The 17,363-nt window shown below is 69.9% G+C and carries 19 protein-coding genes; 9 read left to right on the top strand and 10 right to left on the bottom strand.

The window, feature by feature from the left end; genetic code table 11:
- Positions 1-17 precede the first annotated feature (17 nt).
- Genes vanX through EJC51_RS03780 form a run of 3 tightly spaced genes read right to left on the bottom strand, consistent with a single transcriptional unit; the run spans position 18 to position 2,690 of the window.
- Entirely contained in the window at positions 18-626 is a 609-nt protein-coding gene (gene vanX / locus EJC51_RS03790) for a D-Ala-D-Ala dipeptidase VanX (RefSeq protein WP_126276796.1), read from the bottom strand.
- 41 nt (positions 627-667) lie between these two features.
- Positions 668-1,708: a D-alanine--(R)-lactate ligase gene (gene vanA / locus EJC51_RS03785; RefSeq protein WP_126269679.1), complete on the bottom strand. Its 1,041-nt coding sequence runs from the start codon at positions 1,706-1,708 to the stop codon at positions 668-670.
- Entirely contained in the window at positions 1,701-2,690 is a 990-nt protein-coding gene (locus tag EJC51_RS03780) for a D-isomer specific 2-hydroxyacid dehydrogenase family protein (protein WP_126276795.1), read from the bottom strand. Before EJC51_RS03780 ends, vanA begins: the two co-directional genes overlap by 8 nt.
- A gap of 127 nt (positions 2,691-2,817) precedes the next feature.
- Between EJC51_RS03780 and EJC51_RS03775 the strand changes: the two genes are divergently transcribed.
- On the top strand, positions 2,818-4,158 hold the full coding sequence (locus EJC51_RS03775; protein ID WP_126269678.1) for a UDP-N-acetylmuramoyl-tripeptide--D-alanyl-D-alanine ligase: 1,341 nt from the start codon (positions 2,818-2,820) through the stop codon (positions 4,156-4,158).
- Between the two features lies 1 nt (position 4,159).
- Here the strand turns inward: EJC51_RS03775 and EJC51_RS03770 are convergent, their stop codons facing one another.
- Positions 4,160-5,317 (bottom strand): lipid II:glycine glycyltransferase FemX, encoded by a 1,158-nt coding sequence (locus EJC51_RS03770; protein WP_126269677.1) that lies wholly within the window; start codon positions 5,315-5,317, stop codon positions 4,160-4,162.
- Positions 5,318-5,475: 158 nt separating this feature from the next.
- Between EJC51_RS03770 and EJC51_RS03765 the strand changes: the two genes are divergently transcribed.
- The gene (locus EJC51_RS03765) at positions 5,476-6,606 is read left to right on the top strand and encodes a sensor histidine kinase (RefSeq protein WP_126269676.1); all 1,131 of its coding nucleotides are present in this window, start codon (positions 5,476-5,478) and stop codon (positions 6,604-6,606) included.
- A 19-nt stretch (positions 6,607-6,625) separates the two neighbouring features.
- On the opposite strand, the gene EJC51_RS03760 is transcribed toward EJC51_RS03765, so the two are convergent.
- The 3 genes from EJC51_RS03760 to EJC51_RS03750 all read right to left on the bottom strand — a co-directional run bounded on the left by EJC51_RS03760 (position 6,626) and on the right by EJC51_RS03750 (position 9,597).
- Positions 6,626-7,372, bottom strand: a complete 747-nt coding sequence (locus EJC51_RS03760; protein WP_126269675.1) for an SDR family oxidoreductase — start codon at positions 7,370-7,372, stop codon at positions 6,626-6,628.
- Positions 7,373-7,529: 157 nt separating this feature from the next.
- Complete coding sequence (locus tag EJC51_RS03755) at positions 7,530-8,693, bottom strand: cytochrome P450 family protein (protein WP_126269674.1); 1,164 nt, start codon at positions 8,691-8,693, stop codon at positions 7,530-7,532.
- Between the two features lie 70 nt (positions 8,694-8,763).
- The gene (locus tag EJC51_RS03750; protein WP_126269673.1) at positions 8,764-9,597 is read right to left on the bottom strand and encodes a patatin-like phospholipase family protein; all 834 of its coding nucleotides are present in this window, start codon (positions 9,595-9,597) and stop codon (positions 8,764-8,766) included.
- Between the two features lie 100 nt (positions 9,598-9,697).
- Between EJC51_RS03750 and EJC51_RS03745 the strand changes: the two genes are divergently transcribed.
- Both EJC51_RS03745 and EJC51_RS03740 read left to right on the top strand, forming a co-directional pair.
- Positions 9,698-10,345 carry a TetR/AcrR family transcriptional regulator gene (locus EJC51_RS03745; protein ID WP_126269672.1) on the top strand — a complete coding sequence of 216 codons (648 nt, stop codon included), beginning with the start codon at positions 9,698-9,700 and terminating at the stop codon, positions 10,343-10,345.
- A 182-nt stretch (positions 10,346-10,527) separates the two neighbouring features.
- Complete coding sequence (locus EJC51_RS03740; RefSeq protein ID WP_244362465.1) at positions 10,528-11,253, top strand: serine hydrolase domain-containing protein; 726 nt, start codon at positions 10,528-10,530, stop codon at positions 11,251-11,253.
- Positions 11,254-11,276: 23 nt separating this feature from the next.
- On the opposite strand, the gene EJC51_RS03735 is transcribed toward EJC51_RS03740, so the two are convergent.
- Positions 11,277-12,125, bottom strand: a complete 849-nt coding sequence (locus tag EJC51_RS03735) for a class I SAM-dependent methyltransferase (protein ID WP_126269671.1) — start codon at positions 12,123-12,125, stop codon at positions 11,277-11,279.
- A gap of 414 nt (positions 12,126-12,539) precedes the next feature.
- Here EJC51_RS03735 and EJC51_RS03730 point away from each other — a divergent pair, with 414 nt between their 5' ends.
- The 5 genes from EJC51_RS03730 to EJC51_RS03710 all read left to right on the top strand — a co-directional run bounded on the left by EJC51_RS03730 (position 12,540) and on the right by EJC51_RS03710 (position 15,371).
- Positions 12,540-12,989: a nitroreductase family deazaflavin-dependent oxidoreductase gene (locus EJC51_RS03730; protein WP_126269670.1), complete on the top strand. Its 450-nt coding sequence runs from the start codon at positions 12,540-12,542 to the stop codon at positions 12,987-12,989.
- A 57-nt stretch (positions 12,990-13,046) separates the two neighbouring features.
- On the top strand, positions 13,047-13,448 hold the full coding sequence (locus EJC51_RS03725; protein ID WP_126276794.1) for a nuclear transport factor 2 family protein: 402 nt from the start codon (positions 13,047-13,049) through the stop codon (positions 13,446-13,448).
- 25 nt (positions 13,449-13,473) lie between these two features.
- Entirely contained in the window at positions 13,474-13,920 is a 447-nt protein-coding gene (locus EJC51_RS03720; RefSeq protein ID WP_126269669.1) for a GrpB family protein, read from the top strand.
- A gap of 135 nt (positions 13,921-14,055) precedes the next feature.
- Complete coding sequence (locus EJC51_RS03715; protein ID WP_126269668.1) at positions 14,056-14,946, top strand: aminoglycoside phosphotransferase family protein; 891 nt, start codon at positions 14,056-14,058, stop codon at positions 14,944-14,946.
- Positions 14,947-15,095: 149 nt separating this feature from the next.
- Complete coding sequence (locus EJC51_RS03710; protein ID WP_126269667.1) at positions 15,096-15,371, top strand: hypothetical protein; 276 nt, start codon at positions 15,096-15,098, stop codon at positions 15,369-15,371.
- 57 nt (positions 15,372-15,428) lie between these two features.
- Here EJC51_RS03710 and EJC51_RS03705 read toward each other — a convergent pair whose 3' ends face one another.
- Both EJC51_RS03705 and EJC51_RS03700 read right to left on the bottom strand, forming a co-directional pair.
- Positions 15,429-16,091, bottom strand: a complete 663-nt coding sequence (locus EJC51_RS03705) for a response regulator transcription factor (RefSeq protein ID WP_126269666.1) — start codon at positions 16,089-16,091, stop codon at positions 15,429-15,431.
- Positions 16,088-17,269 carry a sensor histidine kinase gene (locus tag EJC51_RS03700; RefSeq protein WP_126269665.1) on the bottom strand — a complete coding sequence of 394 codons (1,182 nt, stop codon included), beginning with the start codon at positions 17,267-17,269 and terminating at the stop codon, positions 16,088-16,090. Before EJC51_RS03700 ends, EJC51_RS03705 begins: the two co-directional genes overlap by 4 nt.
- Positions 17,270-17,363 lie beyond the last annotated feature (94 nt).

Raw genomic sequence — 17,363 nt, 5'->3', positions numbered from 1 at the left:
CTCGCCCCGCCGGCCTCCTATGCGACGGGGAAATCGAAATAGGTGTCCGGGTAGGGCTCGTCGGCGAGCGTGTAGTGCCACCATTCGCGCTCGTACGCCCTGAAACCGCAGGTCTCCATGAGGGAGCGCAGGTGCTCGCGGTTTCGCGTCTCGACGGGCTTGATGCCTGGTGCGCCGTGGTGCGAGAGGGGGTCCATCAGGTCGTGGTCGCCGCCCATGGGGACGAGTTCACCGGAGGCCAGGTCGTAGAGCGTGAGGTCGACGGTGCTGCCCCGGCTGTGGCCCGACCTGGTGGCCACGTATCCCTTCTCGAACATCTCGGCCCTGTCGATACGGGGATAGTGCCGATGCTTCGTCCGGCCGTCCTCCGGCTGCCGCGACCAGCGCAGAAAGCAGTCGACCGCGTGCTGCGGGCGGTAGCCGTCCCAGAGCAGCAGACCGAATCCCTGTGACGCGGCCTTCTCCTGCGCCTTCTTCAGGGCGGCGCAGAGAGCCGTCGTGCCGACGACTCGATTGACGAGGTAGCCGTCCACCGGTTTGCCGGTGAAGTTGTCCCAAGTGGCGTACTTGGCGTCCCAGCGTATTCCGGAGGCCACGTCGTCCACGAAGACGAAGTCGTCCCTCATCGGCTCCGTCGACTCCATCGGCGCTGTCGACTCCATCGGCTTCATCGGAGCTTTCCCGTCAGGGCGAGGGAGATCGTCCGGTCGATCACCTCGGACAGGGGCAGTCCGGCGGCCGCCATCATCCTCGGATAGCGGCTGTAGGAGGTCATGCCGGGGAAGGTGTTGACCTCGTTGAGGACTACTTCTCCGTCCTCCTTGAGGAACATGTCCACGCGCGCGAGACCGCCGCACCCCAGGGCGCGGTACACGGCCTTGGCCGCTTCCTGCACGCGCTGGCGTGACGCCTCCGGGATGTCGGCGGGCACGATCGCCGTGGAGTTGTCGGAGCCGGTCTCCGGGGTCTCTTCCTGGTGGATCCTGAAGAACCCGTGCGAGAGCGCGATGCGGTCCACCTCGCCGGCCACGAGCTGCGACCCGCCGCCGAGGAGGGCGCAGCCGATCTCGCTGCCGACGACAGCCTCTTCGATCAGCACCTTCGCGTCGTACTGCCGTGCCGATTCCAGCGCGCCCGGAAGTTCATCTGCCCCCGACACCTTGGTGACGCCGAAGGACGATCCCGAGCGGGCCGGCTTCACGAAGACCGGATAGCTGAGTTCGGCGGGATCGATGGTGTCGTCGGCCGTGACGGTCCGGAATGCGGGCGTGGCGATTCCCGCGCTTCGGGCGACGAGGTAGGCGAGGGATTTGTCCATGCACAGGGCGGAGCTCTGGACGTCGCAGCCGATGTAAGGGATGCCGGAGAGTTCCAGCAGGCCCTGCATCGCGCCGTCCTCGCCGAGGGGGCCGTGCAGGACGGGCAGGACGACGTCCAGCCGGATCGTGTCGTAGCGGCCCTGCTCCAGCGTGAGCAGTCCGTGCACGTCGCTGTCCGGGGACAGCACGACGGGGCGGCACTCGGCGTTCTCCCATTCCGCGTCGGGCCCGTCGCACAGCTTCCAGGCGCCGCTCTTCGTGATCCCGATGTAGAAGGGTTCGTATTTCTCGGGATCGAGGTGGCGGGCCACCTCACGAGCGGACTTGACGGAGATGGGGTGCTCCTCGGAACGGCCCCCGAATATGACGCCGACCTTCAGCCTAGCCATGCTGGATCCTGCTTTCGAATGTCAGACAGTTGGTGAGGGAGTTCTCCACGGCGTCCCGCAGGGCGCGGTCCGTGTAGTAGGCGGTGTGCGGGCTGATGACGGCGTTCGGGAGTTCCTGGAGCCGCAACAGCGCTTTGCTTTCCAGGGGTTTGTCCCGGCAGTCGGCGTAGAAGACGCCTTCCTCGCCCTCGACGACATCCAGCGCCGCGCCGCCCAGCCTGCCGTTCTCCAGGTCCCGGACGAGGGCGTCGGTGTCGATGAGCGCACCACGTCCGGTGTTGACGATCAGCGCGTCGTCCTTCATCTGCGCCAGGCGCTGCCGGTTCAGCAGATGGTGGGTGGCCGCGGTGAGCGGGGCATGCAGCGTGACCAGGTCGCTGCGCCGCAACAATTCATCGAGCGGAACGTACTCGACGCCGGAACCGGGGCGGTTCACGGGGCGATTGTCGTGGGCCAGAATGCGGCAACCGAAACCGCGCAGCCGGTCCATGACGGCGGTGCCGATCCGGCCCGTTCCGATCACTCCGACCGTCAGATCGCGCAGCTCTCTTCCGCGCGCGTCGCTCAGTCGGTAGTCGTGCAGGTCGGTGCGGCGGACGATGGATTTCGCGTCCCGCAGCGCCATCAGCATGAGCATCAGTGTGTAGTCGGCCACGCTGTCCGGTGAGTAGGAGACGTTCTCGACGAGGATGCCGATACCGGCCGCGTATTCCGCGTCGATGTGGTTGCAGCCGATGCTCCGGGTGGATATGTATCTCACGCCGGCTCGGCCGAGTGCGCGCAATGCGGCTTGGGTGACGGGCGTTTTGTGGCTGACGCTGACGCACCGGCTGCCGGTGGCCATTTCGGCATTGGCTTCGGACACCGGTGCGGTGGTGAGGGACGGGTGGACGCCGAGGCCGGGGGCCAACTCGCGGAACAGAACAGCTTCGTCCGGGCCGCACCCGTACACGGTGATGCGGGTCGTTTCGCTGTGGGTCATGCCGTCAGTCAAGAGGGGCTGCTGTTGCCGGAACGTATGGGGATTTCGATATGCCCGCGATACCCCCAACTCCTTTGACTGGACGCATGACTTGCACAACATCGCGCCTGATCTCCGGGGAGTCGGAGTGATCCCGCTCGGCCTCGGCGAGATCGCCGAAATCGTCGGAGGAAAAGCCGAGGGCGACAGCTCCGTGACCGTGACCGCGCCGGCCGTGCTCGACAGTCGGCAGGCGGAGCCGGGCGGCCTCTTCGTCGCCTTCGACGGCGAGCGTGCCGACGGCCACGACTTCGCCGAACAGGCCGGGCGGGCCGGTGCGGTGGCCGTGCTCGGCTCCCGGCCGACACCGCTGCCCACCGTCGTCGTCGAGGACGTCCGCAGTGCGTTGCAGCTGCTCGCCGCGGCGGTCGTGGCCCGGCTGCGCGACCGGCTGACCGTCGTCGCGGTGACCGGCTCGCAGGGCAAGACCGGCACCAAGGACCTGCTGGCGGCCGTGTTCTCGGCCGCGGGGCCGACGGTCGCCACGGTCGGCTCGCTCAACAACGAGTGGGGTGTGCCGCTCACCATGCTGCGCGCCGGCCCGGCCACCCGGTTCCTCGTCCTGGAGATGGGAGCCCGCCATGTCGGCGACATCGCCGCGCTCACCGCCTTGGTCGCGCCCGACATCGCCGTCGTCCTCAACGTCGGGGTGGCCCACCTCGGCGAGTTCGGGTCGCGCGCCGCCATCGCGAGGACCAAGGGCGAACTGGTGCAGGGGCTCGCCCCCGGCGGGACCGCCGTCCTCAACGCCGACGATCCTCGGGTGGTCGCGATGCGTGCGCTCACCGACGCTCCGGTGCTCACCTTCGGCCGGGCGGCCCACGCCGACGTACAAGCACGCGACCTGACCCTCGACGGGCTCGGCCGGCCGTCCTTCACGCTGCGCACCGATGGCGCCTCGGCTCGGGTCACGCTGCCGCTCGTAGGCGCCCATCAGGCAGACAACGCGTCGGCCGCCGCGGCGGCGGCACGCGCCGCGGGAGTTCCCCTCGACCTGGCCACGGCGGCCCTGGCCACGGCGGCGCTGTCACCCTGGCGGCTGGAACCGCGCGACCTCGCCTGCGGGGCGATGCTGCTCGACGACTCCTACAACGCCAACCCCGACTCCACGCGCGCCGCCCTGGACGCGCTGGCGGCCGTCGAGGGCAAGCGCCGTGTCGCCGTGCTCGGCACCATGCTCGAACTCGGCGACGCCAGCGAGGCCGAGCACCGTGCCGTCGGGGTGTACGCCGCCGCGCGGGCTGACGTGGTGGCCGTCGTCGGCGAGGCCGCCCGGCCGATCGCCGTCGGCGCGGGGGAGCGGGCGGTGCTCCTCGACGGCAACGACGCGGCCGTCGACTGGCTGCGCGAGTACGTCACCTCGGGCGATGTGGTGCTGGTGAAGGCGTCGCGCGGGGCCCGCCTCGACGAAGTCGCCGCCGCGCTCTAGTTCAGCGTCCGCGTCGCCTCATGTAGAGGTCGAAGGCCCGGTAGACCATCGGCCGCAGCGGCAGGTCCCACTCGCCGACGTACCGCACCGCCTGGCCACCGGTGCCGACCTTGAACCGGACCAGACCGACGTGCGGGTCGTCGGCGTCGAGGGTCGGGGTGATGCCGCGCAGGTCGTAGACATCGCAGTCGGCCGCGAGCGCGTCGCGGATCATCGCCCACTGGCAGGCGTTCGAGCCACGCACCTCGCGCTTGTCGGTGGCGGAGGCGCCGTACGCGTACACCGCGTGGGTTCCGACGCGGACCAGGACGGTGGCGGCGACCAAGTCGCCCTGGTGGTGGGCCAGGTAGAGCTTGATCCGCTCGGGGGCCTCGGCGCTCAGCGCCGCGAACATGGTCTCGAAGTAGCGCAGCGGCCGGGGGGTGAAGCGGTCACGCTCGGCGGTGTGGACGTAGAGGTCGTGAAACGCCTTGAGGTCCGCCGCGCCCCCGTCGCCGACCGTGACCTCGACGCCCTCCCTGGCCGCCTTCTTGATGTTGCGGCGCCACTGCTGGCTCATGCCCCTGAGCAGCTCGTCCTCGGTCCGTCCCGCCAACGGGACCTGGTACTTGAACTGCGGATGCCCGACCCCGAACCCGTCCAGCGGGTTCTGCGGCAGCCACCCCGCGTCCTTGAGCCCGCCGCTCACACGGGCGCCCACCGGATCACCCCATTGCCCTGGCAGGTCGGTCAGCCGCCGGATGCCCGGGTCCGCGATGCCCTCCTTGACCTGGGCGGCGCTCCAGGCATCGGTGACCACCGGCGGGCCGAGCCGGATCGCGAACGCCCCGTGCTCCTTGAGATACGCCGCCAGCGGATCGAGCCACGCACCGATGTCGCCGCTCCAGTCGATGACCGGGCCCTCGGGCAGATACGCCAGCGTGAAGCGGTCCAGGCGCGGCACCGGACGGTGCAGGACGAGCCCGGCACCGACCATGCGGCGGCCTTCGAACCAGCCGAGGGACTCGCTGCGCCACTCGGTCTTGACGCGGCCCCACGCCGGGGTCTGGAGAAAGCTGACCGACCGCTGGGCCCGTACGAACGCCAAGTGATCGGCGGCGCTGATCGGCCTGACGACCGGGTTGCCGGATGCTGCTCGTACTGGTGCGCTGGAGGACATGCGCCTCAGCCAAGACGGCGGGGTGTTGCTCGCGCGTATGCGGTTCTCGATACGCGGACGATATACGCCCCCTCATAGCCTCGACGTATGTGTGTCTCCCCGCTCACCGCCACCGTTCCGGGCGCCGGCAGACGTCCCCAGGCACGGGGGTGGTGACCGTGGGCAGGCCGCCGGGGCTGAGCGTCCGCCTCAAGCTCACCCTCAGCTACGCCGGATTCCTCCTGCTCGCGGGTGCCCTGCTGCTCGTCGCCGTAGGAGTCTTCCTGCTGCGACAGGGGTGGTTGCAGACCAATGAGGCGGGAGCGGTGAGGGTGACTCCCGGCACCCTCTTCGTGCGCGGGTTCGCCCCGACGGCGGTCGCGGTCATGGTCTTCCTGTTGGTGTTCGGCCTCCTGGGCGGATGGGTTCTCGCCGGGCGCATGCTCGCCCCCCTGGCCCGGATCACCCACGCCACCCGCACGGCCGCCGCCGGATCGCTCTCCCACCGGATCCGGATGCCGGGCCGCAGGGACGAGTTCCGCGAACTCGCCGACGCCTTCGACATGATGTTCGCGCAGCTGGAGGCGCACGTCGCGGAACAGCGGAGGTTCGCCGCCAACGCCTCGCACGAGCTGCGTACCCCGCTGGCCATCTCCAAGACACTCATCGACGTCGCCCGCGCCGATCCGCACCACGACACCGGCGAACTCGTCGAGCGCCTCCACACCGTCAACACCCGGGCCATCGACCTCACCGAGGCACTGCTTCTGCTCAGCCGCGCCAACCAGCGGTCCTTCACCCGAGAACCGGTCGACCTGTCCCTCGTCGCGGAGGAAGCGACCGAGACACTGCATCCGCTGGCGGAGAAGCACGGCGTCACCCTCGAGACCAGCGGTGACATCGCCCCGACGAGTGGTTCCCCCGCGCTCCTGCTGCAACTCGCCACGAACCTCGTGCACAACGCGATCGTCCACAACCTGCCGGAACAAGGCACCGTCCGGGTCCATACGGCCATCCGCCCCCACTCCGCGGTGCTCACCGTCGAGAACACCGGCGAGCAGCTCACCCCCCACCTGGTCGCCACCTTCACCGAGCCCTTCCAACGCGGCACCGAGCGCATCCACACCGACCAGGCAGGCGTCGGCCTGGGCCTGGCCATCGTCAAGACCATCACCGAGGCTCACTCCGGAACCCTCACCCTGGCCCCACGCCCAGGCGGCGGGCTGCGCATCACCGTGGAACTGCCGGCGGCGTCCGGTTCCTTCGTGGGTGACCCGTCAGAACGCAGAAGCGGCCCCCGCCTTTTTTGACGGGAGCCGCTTTCAGTGCCTACTGCTGCTGGGCGAGCCAGTCGGCGAACCTGGTCTCCGCGATGTGCGCGCCGGGGCCCGGCAGGAGGGTGGACTCCTGGAGCTCGGCGCCCCAGTACGTGGCCTTCGGGTCCGTGACGATCCCGCGGGGGTCGTTCGTGGCGCTGAGCCCCATGCGGATGAACTCCTCCAGCTGGAACACGTCGGGTCCCGCGACCTCCACCACGCCGTTCGCCGGGGCGCCCGCGGAGGTGCGGCCGACCGCCGCCGCCACGTCGTCCGAGACCATGGGCTGGATCTTGGCGTCGGGCAGGTGGACGGTGTCGCCCTCGGTCATCCCGTCGGCGAGGCCCTTCGCGAACTCGAAGAACTGCGTCGCGTGGACGATGGAGTAGGGGATCCCCGAGTCCTTGATCAGGTCCTCCTGGACCTGCTTGGCGCGGAAGTAGCCGCTGCCCTGGAGGCGGTCGGTGCCGACCACCGACAGTGCCACGTGGTGGGTCACACCGGCGTCGGCCTCCGCCTTCAGCAGGTTGGTGGTGGAGGTGCGGAAGAACTCCATGACGTCCTCGTCCGCGAACGAGGGCGAGTTCGAGACGTCCACCACGACCTGGGCGCCCTGAAGAACCTCGGCCAGGCCCTCACCCGTCAGCGTGTTGACCCCGGTGTTGGGCGACGCCGCGACCGCCTCGTGTCCGTGCTCACCCAGCCTGGCGACCACCTTCGAGCCGATCAGCCCGGTTCCACCGATCACTACGACCTTCATAACGGATTCCTTTCGAGGGTTCTCAAGCGGTCTGCAACAGAAGAGACCGGGCAGCGGGGCGATGTGTGACAAGGTCATTCGGCACACCGACGTCCTTCATCCGCTTCTCGATCGTCGCCAGCTCCGCCAGTCCGGCGCGCAGTCCCGCCTCACTGACTCACCCCAGTCGCACCGGGAGTGCGGCCAACCCGCGCAACAGGGTGCTCGTGCGCCAGGTGAGCTCCGCCGGATCGGTCGCGAGGGCGAGCGCGGGGCGGTGGTGCAGGAGCAGACGTACGGCGACGGAGGCCTCCAGGCGGGCCAGCGGGGCGCCGAGGCAGTGATGCAGACCGTGGCCGAAGCCGAGATGGCCCTGGGGGCGGCGGGTGATGTCGAAGCGGTCGGGGTCGGGGAAGTGCAGGGGGTCGCGGGAGGCCGCGGCGAGCGAGACGAGGACGGCGTCGCCGGCGGCGATCGGCGTGCCCGCGAGATCCAGAGGTTCGGCGGCGAACCGGAACGTGGTGGTGTGCACCGGCGCGTTGTGGCGCAGTGTTTCCTCGACGGCGGCCTCGGTCAAGTCCGGTTTGCTGCACAGGAGTTGGAGCTGCTCGGGACGGGTGAGCAGGTTGTGGAGGACGGCCGAGACCAGGTTGACCGTGGTCTCGTGTCCGGCGACGAGCAGCAGGAAGGCCATGCCGAGGAGTTCGTCGCTGTCGGGTGCGTCGGGTCCGTCGGCGAGATCGCCGAGCAGGGTTCCCTCGCGGCCGGTGAGCTCGGTCAGGCAGCCGGTCAGCGCGGTCGCCGCCGCGGCCGCCGCTTCCTCCGAGGTGGGCATCACCAGCTCGTTCGACCAGGTGTGGAAGGCGGTGCGGTCCTCGGCCGGGACGGCCAGAAGGTCGCAGATGACGGTGACCGGCAACGGCAGCGCGTACCGGGCGACCAGGTCCGCCGTGCCCCGGCGCGGGAGTATGGCGATCAGCTCCTCGGCGATCTCCTCGATCCGCGGCCGCAGCCCGGCGACGCGCCGCGGGGTGAAGTGTCCGGCGACCAGTTCGCGGAGCCGGGTGTGCTGGGGCGGGTCGCTCTGCAGCATGTTCCGCCCCAGGGCGTGGCCGCCGTCGCTGCGCCAGGAGCTGGAGTGCCGGATGTCGTTGCGCAGCCGCGGATCGGTGAGAGCGGCGCGGGCGACGTCCCGGCTCACGACCAGCCATGCCTCACCGCTGCCGGGTATGCGGACGCGGTGTACGGGGCCCTGGTCGCGCAGGGCCGCGTAGACGGGGTACGGATCGGCCGCGAAATCATGGCCGGCGGGGGAGAGGTCCTCAAGTGTCGGGACGGACACGGGCACCTTCCGTTCGTCGTGGCCGCACAGGGCAGGCCGGTGGTGCGTGTGTGTTGCTCCCGCGGGCCTCTCAGCCCTGCCACGCCGCCCCCACCGTCGCCGCGGCCTTGGTCGCCTGCGCGTGGCCCGCGAGCGCCGCGGCCACCCGGTGGGCGTCGGAGGTCAGATCACGGCCCATGGCCCGGCGGGATGCGGCGTCCGGGACCAACAGGTTGACCGCGGCGCCCTCGGCGGTGAGGTGCATCGCCTGCCGGGAGGCGCTGGGGTGTGGTCCCACGGCCTTGTCGACCGGGGCGACGGCCAGTGCGCGGTCGTAGCCGCGGGCCAGGTGGAGGTTGGCGGTGGAGCGGGTGCCGCCGTCCATCCAGTGCTGTCCGGCGGCCGCGACGGGCGCGAGGACCAGGGGGACCGCGCAGCTGGCGGCGACCGCGTCGACCATCGTGAGGCCGGAGTCGGCGCCATGGACGGCCACGACGCCTGTACGGGCGTTGACGGCGGTCAGGCGCAGATCACGGGCGGGCCAGTCCTCCGCCCCGCGCAGCACCTGTCGTACGAGAGTGCGCGCGTCGGCACCGGAGGGTGCTCCGAGCGCGGCGCGCCCCAGGCGCCGTATCGACCGCTCGGGGTCGCGGGAGCCCAGCGCGGCCCACAGGAAGCGGAGTGTCTGTGCCGTCGTGACGTGCAGCAACAGGCGGTCGGTTCCGGTGAGTTGGCGTTCGTACAGTTCGCGAGGCGGCTCACCGTGCGCGAGCCGGGTGCCGAAGACGGACCCGGCGGAGGTGCCGATGACGACGTCGGCACGGGCGAGGTCGACACCCGCGTCGGCGAGCCCGGCCAGCACCCCCGTGAGCCACGCACCGCCGACCGGACCTCCGCCGCCGAGCACCAGTGCCGACCTGCCCATGCACGCCCCCTCAGCAGAAGTGGGGAGTGATCCCCATTTCGAGATCCGACGATAGCATGAGGACCGGGGAGCACTCCCCACTTGGGGCTGGAGGACGACGATGAGCGCACTGCGACGCGACGCGCGGCGCAACCGGGAGCTGCTGATGGAAGCGGCCCACGAGGTCTTCGCCGAACAGGGTCTCCAGGCGCCGCTGGACGTCATCGCCCGCCGGGCCGGAGTGGGCAACGCGACCCTCTACCGGCACTTCCCCACCCGGGCCGCCCTCATCGACGCCGTCTTCCACGACCAGCTGACCGGGACGATGACCGCCGGAGCGCAGGCCCGGAGCGCACCGGACGCCTGGACGGGCCTGACCGCGTACCTGGAGGCGGTCTTCACGACCTTGGCCGCCGACCGCGGCACCAACGACCTCATGACCACCCGACTCGACGGCGTCGACACCCTTCAGGAGGTGCACGCCCACAACCGCGAGACGGTGGAACTCCTGCTGCGGCGAGGTCAGGAGGAGGGCACGGTCCGCGACGACGTCACCGTCGAGGACGTGCTGTTCACGCTGGCCGCCCTGGGCCGCGCGGTCCCGTCCCTGACCGGCGCGGCCACCCCCGACGCCTGGCGCCGGCCCCTTTGCCTGTTCCTCTCCGGCCTGCACACCGCGCGGACGGTGCAGCCCCTGCCCGGGCAAGCACTGACCTCCGCCGAACTGGCCGACGTGCTCCAGGACTTGGGGCCGCATCGCATGGGATGAGGAAGGGAGGGCAAGCCCTCGCGATCGGGCCGACCCGCTACCTATCCTGAGCCTTGTGACTGCCCTGGGGGACGGTGTCGATGCGCTGGCACGCGAGAGCGGGTTCAGCGGGGTCGTGTCGGTGGATCGGGGCGGCATGCCGGTTCTCGCCAAGGCATACGGGCTCGCCGACCGGCGTCACCGTGGAACATCTGCTCGGCCACCGCTCCGGCATCGGCGACTACTTCGACGAGGACGCCGGGCAGGAGATCACTGACTATCAACTGACCGTCCCCGTGCACGAGTTGTCGACCACCGAGGCGTATCTGGCGGTACTGGACGGCTATCCGGCCAAGTTCCCGCCCGGCGAGCGGTTCTCGTACTGCAACTCCGGGTACGTGGTGCTCGCGCTGATCGCCGAACGCGTGGCGGGCCGGCCGTTTCACGAACTGGTGCGTGACCGGGTCTGCACACCCGCGGACATGCGTGGCACCGAGTTCCTGCGCTCCGACGAACTGCCGCCGGGCACGGCCACCGGCTATCTCCCCATCGAGGGGGTGAGTCGGACCAACGTGTTCCATCTCCCGGTGCGCGGCAGCGGTGACGGCGGGATCTACTCCTCCGCCGATGACATCAGTGCATTGTGGCGTGCCCTGTTCGCGGGGAAGATCGTGTCGCGTGACTGGGTCGCCGAGATGACGCGCCCGCACAGTGACGTGCCCTCGGAAGGCAGACGGTACGGCCTGGGCTTCTGGCTGCACGCCACACGCGACACGGTGATGCTGACGGGATACGACGCCGGAGTCTCGTTCCGCAGCGTGCACGATCCCCGGGCCGGCCTGACCCACACAGTGCTCTCCAACACCTCGTACGGCGCCTGGAAGATCACCCGGTACCTTGACCGCAAGCTCGTCCCCGAACCGGAGTAACCCCCGACTCCCCGCACCACGTTCTATCGGCGGACCGCCGAGATCAGCCCGCCGGGCCCTTCCTCGCGCTGCGGCGGAGTGCTGAACGGGCGGCCGTACGCGGCAGCGCGCTCGCGCAGGGTGTGACCGGCGGCGTCCCAGCCGTGTCCGGCCAGCCAGCCCACCGGGTCGTCGGGCATCTCCGAGACCCACATGGACGCCGCCGACCCCGGCACCGCGTCCGCACCGAAACGCTCGATCACACCGCGCGAGCCCAACGTCAGCCCCATCCGACTGCCCGCCGCGGAAAGCGCGCTGATCCGGTCCAGCAGCAACTCCACCGCGTCCTCGGGCAGATAGATCAGCAGCCCTTCGGCGATCCACACGGTCGGCGCCGCCGGATCGTGCCCCGCGGCGGCCAGCGCGCCGGGCCAGTCCTCCCGCAGATCCACCGGGACCGTGATGCGTTCACAGCGGGCGACGGCCCGCTCCTGGCGCAGCACGGAAGCCTTGAAGTCCAGTGGCGCGGAAGTGTCGACCTCGTACAGCCGAGTGCCCTCGGGCCAGTCCATCCGAAAGGCCCGACCGTCCATGCCGGCCCCGAGCAGCACCACCTGCCGCACCCCGGACGCCGACGCCTGCTGCAACAGGTCGTCGAGAAACTTCGTCCTGATGACGATGGAGGACGCCACGGCCAGCCGTCGCCGCCGCGCGGCCTCGTCATCGGGCGGCGACGAGGAAGGCCACAGCCCGCCCGCGGCGGCGAAGGCCCGCGCCAGCGGATCACGGAACAAGGCGTCCCGCCGCTCGCTCTCCAACGCGCGCACCCGGGCAACCCCCACCGCCGTCGCCCATACTCCCGACGGCTGGACCCGCTCCCGTTCATCAGCCACCGAACCAGCCTAGAGGTCGATTCGAGGGGGAAGAGGCGGTTCGAGGTCGCGCAGCCCACTTCGGCTCGGACCATCTCGCTCGCCGAGCCATTGTGGACCCCTGGGGGCGGGGCATTCCCGGTGTGTGCCAGAAGCGCGCCGGCATCGTGCCCGTTGTGGGAGCTGCTACGGGCCCTGCCGCCCCCCGCGTGCACCGTCGGCGCTCTCCTGATGCCGCCCCGGGCCTCAAGAGCAGGTCTCCCCCCTGGCCGGCTCCTTGCCGTGTCAGCCGGCGGCGGTCGTTCGGTCGCAGGTCAGTCATGGCGTGTTCGGGCGAGCCCGTTCTCGCTCTGGCCGAAACGACGGGCTCTCCGCCGCGCACGTCCTGTGTTGGACTGTGCATCACAGTCCGTACCCGACGACGGGGTGAACGTGATGCCGCTTGAGGGCGAGTACGAGCCGAGTCCGGTGCAGTGGATTCGTGAACAGGTGGAGCTGTACGAGAGTTCGGGCGGCACGCAGGGCACGACGCTCTGGGACACGGGCCTGCCCGTCGTCATCGTCACGATGCGCGGCGCGAAGAGCGGCAAGATCCGCAAGATCCCGCTGATGCGCGTGGAGCACGAGGGGCGGTATGCGGCGGTGGCCTCGAAGGGCGGCTTCCCGCGTCATCCGGTCTGGTACTTCAACTTCACCGCGGACCCGCATGTGGAGCTCCAGGACGGGCCCGTACGCCAGGACATGACGGCCCGTGAGGTGGGCGGCGACGAGAAGGCCGAGTGGTGGAAGCGCGCGGTCGCCGCGTACCCGGCCTACGCCGAATACCAGGAGAAGACCGACCGTGAGATCCCCGTCTTCGTGCTGGAACCCGCATCCGCGGCGTAGCCGGCGTGCGACCCCGTCGCGCACTCGCCCACACCCAAGGAGTCCCTCGTGTCGCGAATGCCGCAGGAGATCTTCGAGAGGTATGTCTACGCCGGCACCATGACCCGGAATGCCGATGCACTTGCCGAGACCTTCACCGTGGACGGCGTCTTCGAGGCGCCGCTCATGCCCGCCGGCGCCGCGTTTCCCCGGAAGCTGACGGGGCGTGAGGAGATCCGTAGCGCTATGGCGGCCTATTACGAACACCAGGCGAAAACGGACGGCTCGCCGAATCCCGAGAAGTCCGGGTACGTGCTGCACACCACCACCGATCCCGACGTGTTCATCGCCGAGATCGATGCCGTCTTCGACAAGGAGGGCGAGGACGACGTGACCGTCTCACTGGTGCAGATCTTCCGTATCCGGGACGGGAAGATCGCACGACTGCGTGACTACTTCGCGCCAGAGTTGATGAACTGAGCCTTCTCCCACCTCACTTGCTGCCGTGACAGAGCCCAGAGGCATCCACATCGCCGACGACGACCCGAGCTGGCCCGGCCAGGCCGCTGCCGCCATCGAGGCCCTTCGGGCAGCGGTACCAGGGCTGTTCGTGGAGATCGAACACATCGGCTCGACCGCCGTCCCGGGACTGGCCGCCAAGCCCGTCATCGACCTGATGGCCGCCGTCCATGACCTCACGCACGCCGCACGTCACCAGGGAGCGCTCGCAGATCTCGGCTTTCGCCCGCACGACAACCGGATGACCGACCGGCTGTTGTACGTCCCTGAGGCTGACGGAGTCCGCTACGCGCAGCTCAAACGGACGATCGTCGCCGCCGGAACCGGACCAGGTGAGTATGCGCGAGCCAAGACGGCACTGGTGCGGGAACTCACCGACCGCGCTCGCTCACAACTCGGCCTTCCACCGGTACCCGTGTGGGAGAAACCGTGACGCTGCACTACTGCGACACCCGCGAGCCGAAAACTCGGTTGATCTGAACCCTGGCCCATGAAGACTGGCTGTCGTGCCGGTTGATCTGGTCCGCGTGCGGCGTTTCGGGCCGGACCAGGGGGAGGACTTGCGGGAATGACCATGCACGTTGACCAAGTGGACGTGACCACCGACGTCGTGGAGACCTTGATCGGAGACCAGTTCCCGCAGTGGAGAGGCAAGGAGATCCGCCTCCTGTCGTCGACCGGGACGGTCAACGCCATCTTCCGCATCGGGGACGACCTCTGTGCGCGATTCCCCCTGCGTCCGACCGATGCCGGCGAGGCGCTCGCGGTTCTGGAACAGGAGGCCCGGGCGAGCGCGGAGCTGGCACAGGTGTCCCCGTTCCCCGTCCCGGAACCCCTCGCCTTGGGCAAGCCGGGAGCGGGTTACCCCATGCCGTGGTCGGTCCAGACATGGTTGCCGGGAACGGTCGCCTCCGATGCCGACCCCAGTGGATCGCACGCTTTCGCCGAGGACCTCGCGGCCTTCATCGCGGCCCTGCGGGACGCCGAGACGAGGGGACGCCGCTTCACCGGCGAAGGACGCGGCGGCGTTCTCGCTCATCACGACGCCTGGATGGCGAAGTGCTTCGCGGAGAGCGAGTCGCTGCTCGACGTGCCCCGGCTGCGTCAGCTGTGGAGCCGCTTCCGGGAGTTGCCACGCACGAGCGCCGACGTGATGAGCCATGGCGACCTGATTCCCGGCAACGTCCTGGTCGCCGGGGACCGCCTCACCGGCGTACTGGACACCGGCGGCTTCGGCCCGGCCGACCCCGCGCTGGATCTCGTCAGTGCCTGGCACCTGTTGCGGCCGGGCCCGCGGGACGTACTGCGGCGGACACTGGCCTGCGACGACGTGGAATGGGAGCGCGGCAAGGCATGGGCGTTCCAGCAGGCGATGGGCCTTGTCTGGTACTACGCCGAGAGCAATCCGTCGATGAGCAGCCTGGGGCGCAGGACACTCGACCGCATCCTGGAGTCGTGACACCGATCGTCGTCCGATTCGCGATCCGGTGCGCCAGTTGCGGACTTGGCGCGCCGGTCGGCCGTCGTGGGTGTCACAGTGGGACGCGGGGCCGAGGCTCGGCCCCTGCACTGCGGCAGCTGGACACACTGATGCACTGAGGGGCAGCGATGATCGCACGCGTGGCCGTATGGGAACCGATGCCGACCGACGATCGTGACTGGGTACTGGAAGCCGCCGCCGGCGTTCCCGGCGTGCACGGCAGCTATCACCTCATCGACCCCGTCACCGGAAACGGACTGAGCATCGCCTTCTTCGAGGATGAGGCCGCCGCCCAAGCCGCGCGAAAGGCGATCGAGAAGCGCGCGGAAGAGATCGGCTGGAACAACGTTCCGCATCCGGCGCCCGCTTCCGCGACCATGTACGAGGTCATCCGCCACACCTGACGGCAACCCGGCCCACCTCGCCTCAGCCCTCCACCTGGGGCGCCCCGTCGGGCAGCATCAGGGACAGAGGCCGGCCCGGAAGGTGAACGACACCAGTTGTGCTCGATCGCGTGCGCCGACCTTCGTCATGGCCCGTACCGCATGTGTCTTCACGGTGAACGGCGACACGGACATCTGGGCCGCGATCTCGTCATTGCCCAGACCGCTCGCGACGAGAAGGACCACGTCCCGCTCCCGCGGTGTGAGAGCGTCGAAGCGCCGCAGCAGTTCCTTGTCGATCACCGGGGGCGGGTTGTCGGTCATGTGGCCGATGAGCGCGGCCGTCGCGGCGGCGGACAGCGCACCGCCACCACCGACGACCTCGGTGATCCCGGCGACGAGTTCGGCCGGGCTCACGGTCTTGCTCAGGAAACCGTTGGCGCCCGCGCGCAGCGCGGCGAGAACGATGTCGTCCTGGTCGAAGGTGGTCAGCACGATCACCCGCAGCTCTTCGGGTGGATGCTCCTTGCGGATGCGGCGAGTGGCTTCGACACCGTCGATGCCGGGCATCCGGATGTCCATCAGGACCAGGTCGACAGGGTGGTCCCGGAGGTAGGGGGCGACCTGGAGCCCGTCGGAGAGGTCACCGACGACCACGAGGCCGGGGTCGAGCCGGAGCATCGCCCGGATCCCGGCCCGGATCTCGTCCTGGTCGTCGACGATCAGAATCCGCGTCGTCATACGGCCGCTCCCAGGGGGCTGAACTCCGCATGAACCCGGAATCGCCCGTCGTCAGTGTCGATGGTCAGCCGCCCGCTGGAGGACTCGACGCGTTCGCGCATCCCCACGAGTCCCAGCCCGCCCTCTGAACCGGAACCGTGCGGCGCCTCACTGACGCGGTTCTCGACGGTCACGCAGATCCTGCCGTCGCGCTCGCGCACCTCCACCGTGGCCGGCCCCTCACCATGCCGGTAGGCATTCGTGAGCGCTTCCTGAACGACCCGGTAGACCGTCACGCCGACGCTGGGCTCCACGAAACCGGCGGGGAGGACGAGGACGGACCGGACGTCGAGGCCGACGCTCTGGAAAGAGGCGACCAGGCCTTCCAGGCCGCTGAGCGCCGGGGTCGGCCGGAGCGCCTCGTCCGGCGGGACGTCGTCGCCGATGCGGAGGAGCGCGAGGATCCGCTGCGTCTCCACGACCACGGTACGGGCGCTGGACCTGGCCGATACGAGGGCCTGCCGGGCGGGCTCGGCGTCCTCCGGCAGCCCGATCTCCGCGGCACCGAGATGCATGCTCAGCATCGCGACCTGGTGGCCGATGACGTCGTGGAGGTCCCGGGCGATACGCAGCCGCTCCTCGGTCACCCGCCGCGTGGCCTCGATCTCGCGGGTGGCGATGGCGCTCTCGGCCCGCTCCTCCAGCGTCCGCCAGTGCGCTCGATGGATGCGCAGCGCGGCCCCTGTCGCGCCTCCGGCCACGGCCGAGAAGAGGGCGGCGGCGCCCACGACCGCGCCGCCACGGAATCCTCCCACCGTCATGAACGCCCCCAGGAAGAACGCCGCCACGACGGCGGTCCCCGCCAGCGGCTGCTTTCCCCTGAGAGTGGTCGAGAACAGGACGAGCACGGCCATCATCCATACCGACAGCGGATCGTGGCCCACCGCCGTGACGGCGAAGGACGCCGCGCTCGCCACGATCAGTCCTGCCCACGGACGCCACCAGGACAGGGCGACCCCGCCACCGGCGAGGAGCACGGAGAGGGCCGTCGGCCAGTCCGATCCTCGGAGGATCACCGCCACGATCTGGCCGGTGAACACCAGCGCGGCCACCGCGTAGGCCACGAGGTGCAGCGCCTCGGGCCGTCGCACCCACAGAGGTGCCACGGGACCGTCGTGATGGTTCTGCGCCTTGCCCATGACCTGATTCTCGTGCACAGGTGCTGCGGCCATGTACTTCGTTCGAAGTACGCGGCCGGTCCCGATGCCTCCGAGACTCCTCATCGAGACGACC

It is taken from the genome of Streptomyces aquilus (assembly GCF_003955715.1).
Taxonomy (GTDB): Bacteria; Actinomycetota; Actinomycetes; order Streptomycetales; family Streptomycetaceae; genus Streptomyces; species Streptomyces aquilus.
Note: the sequence above shows the minus strand (reverse complement) of the source record. Positions and strands in the feature narration are given on the sequence as shown.

What these genes read in the sequence shown, in the direction of transcription:
- vanX (WP_126276796.1), bottom strand. Translation starts at nt 626, where the DNA reads ATGAGGGACGACTTCGTCTTCGTGGACGACGTGGCCTCCGGAATACGC.
- vanA (WP_126269679.1), bottom strand. Translation starts at nt 1,708, where the DNA reads ATGGCTAGGCTGAAGGTCGGCGTCATATTCGGGGGCCGTTCCGAGGAG.
- EJC51_RS03780 (WP_126276795.1), bottom strand. Translation starts at nt 2,690, where the DNA reads ATGACCCACAGCGAAACGACCCGCATCACCGTGTACGGGTGCGGCCCG.
- EJC51_RS03770 (WP_126269677.1), bottom strand. Translation starts at nt 5,317, where the DNA reads ATGTCCTCCAGCGCACCAGTACGAGCAGCATCCGGCAACCCGGTCGTC.
- EJC51_RS03760 (WP_126269675.1), bottom strand. Translation starts at nt 7,372, where the DNA reads ATGAAGGTCGTAGTGATCGGTGGAACCGGGCTGATCGGCTCGAAGGTG.
- EJC51_RS03750 (WP_126269673.1), bottom strand. Translation starts at nt 9,597, where the DNA reads ATGGGCAGGTCGGCACTGGTGCTCGGCGGCGGAGGTCCGGTCGGCGGT.
- EJC51_RS03745 (WP_126269672.1), top strand. Translation starts at nt 9,698, where the DNA reads ATGAGCGCACTGCGACGCGACGCGCGGCGCAACCGGGAGCTGCTGATG.
- EJC51_RS03730 (WP_126269670.1), top strand. Translation starts at nt 12,540, where the DNA reads ATGCCGCTTGAGGGCGAGTACGAGCCGAGTCCGGTGCAGTGGATTCGT.
- EJC51_RS03725 (WP_126276794.1), top strand. Translation starts at nt 13,047, where the DNA reads ATGCCGCAGGAGATCTTCGAGAGGTATGTCTACGCCGGCACCATGACC.
- EJC51_RS03715 (WP_126269668.1), top strand. Translation starts at nt 14,056, where the DNA reads ATGACCATGCACGTTGACCAAGTGGACGTGACCACCGACGTCGTGGAG.
- EJC51_RS03710 (WP_126269667.1), top strand. Translation starts at nt 15,096, where the DNA reads ATGATCGCACGCGTGGCCGTATGGGAACCGATGCCGACCGACGATCGT.
- EJC51_RS03705 (WP_126269666.1), bottom strand. Translation starts at nt 16,091, where the DNA reads ATGACGACGCGGATTCTGATCGTCGACGACCAGGACGAGATCCGGGCC.
- EJC51_RS03700 (WP_126269665.1), bottom strand. Translation starts at nt 17,269, where the DNA reads ATGGGCAAGGCGCAGAACCATCACGACGGTCCCGTGGCACCTCTGTGG.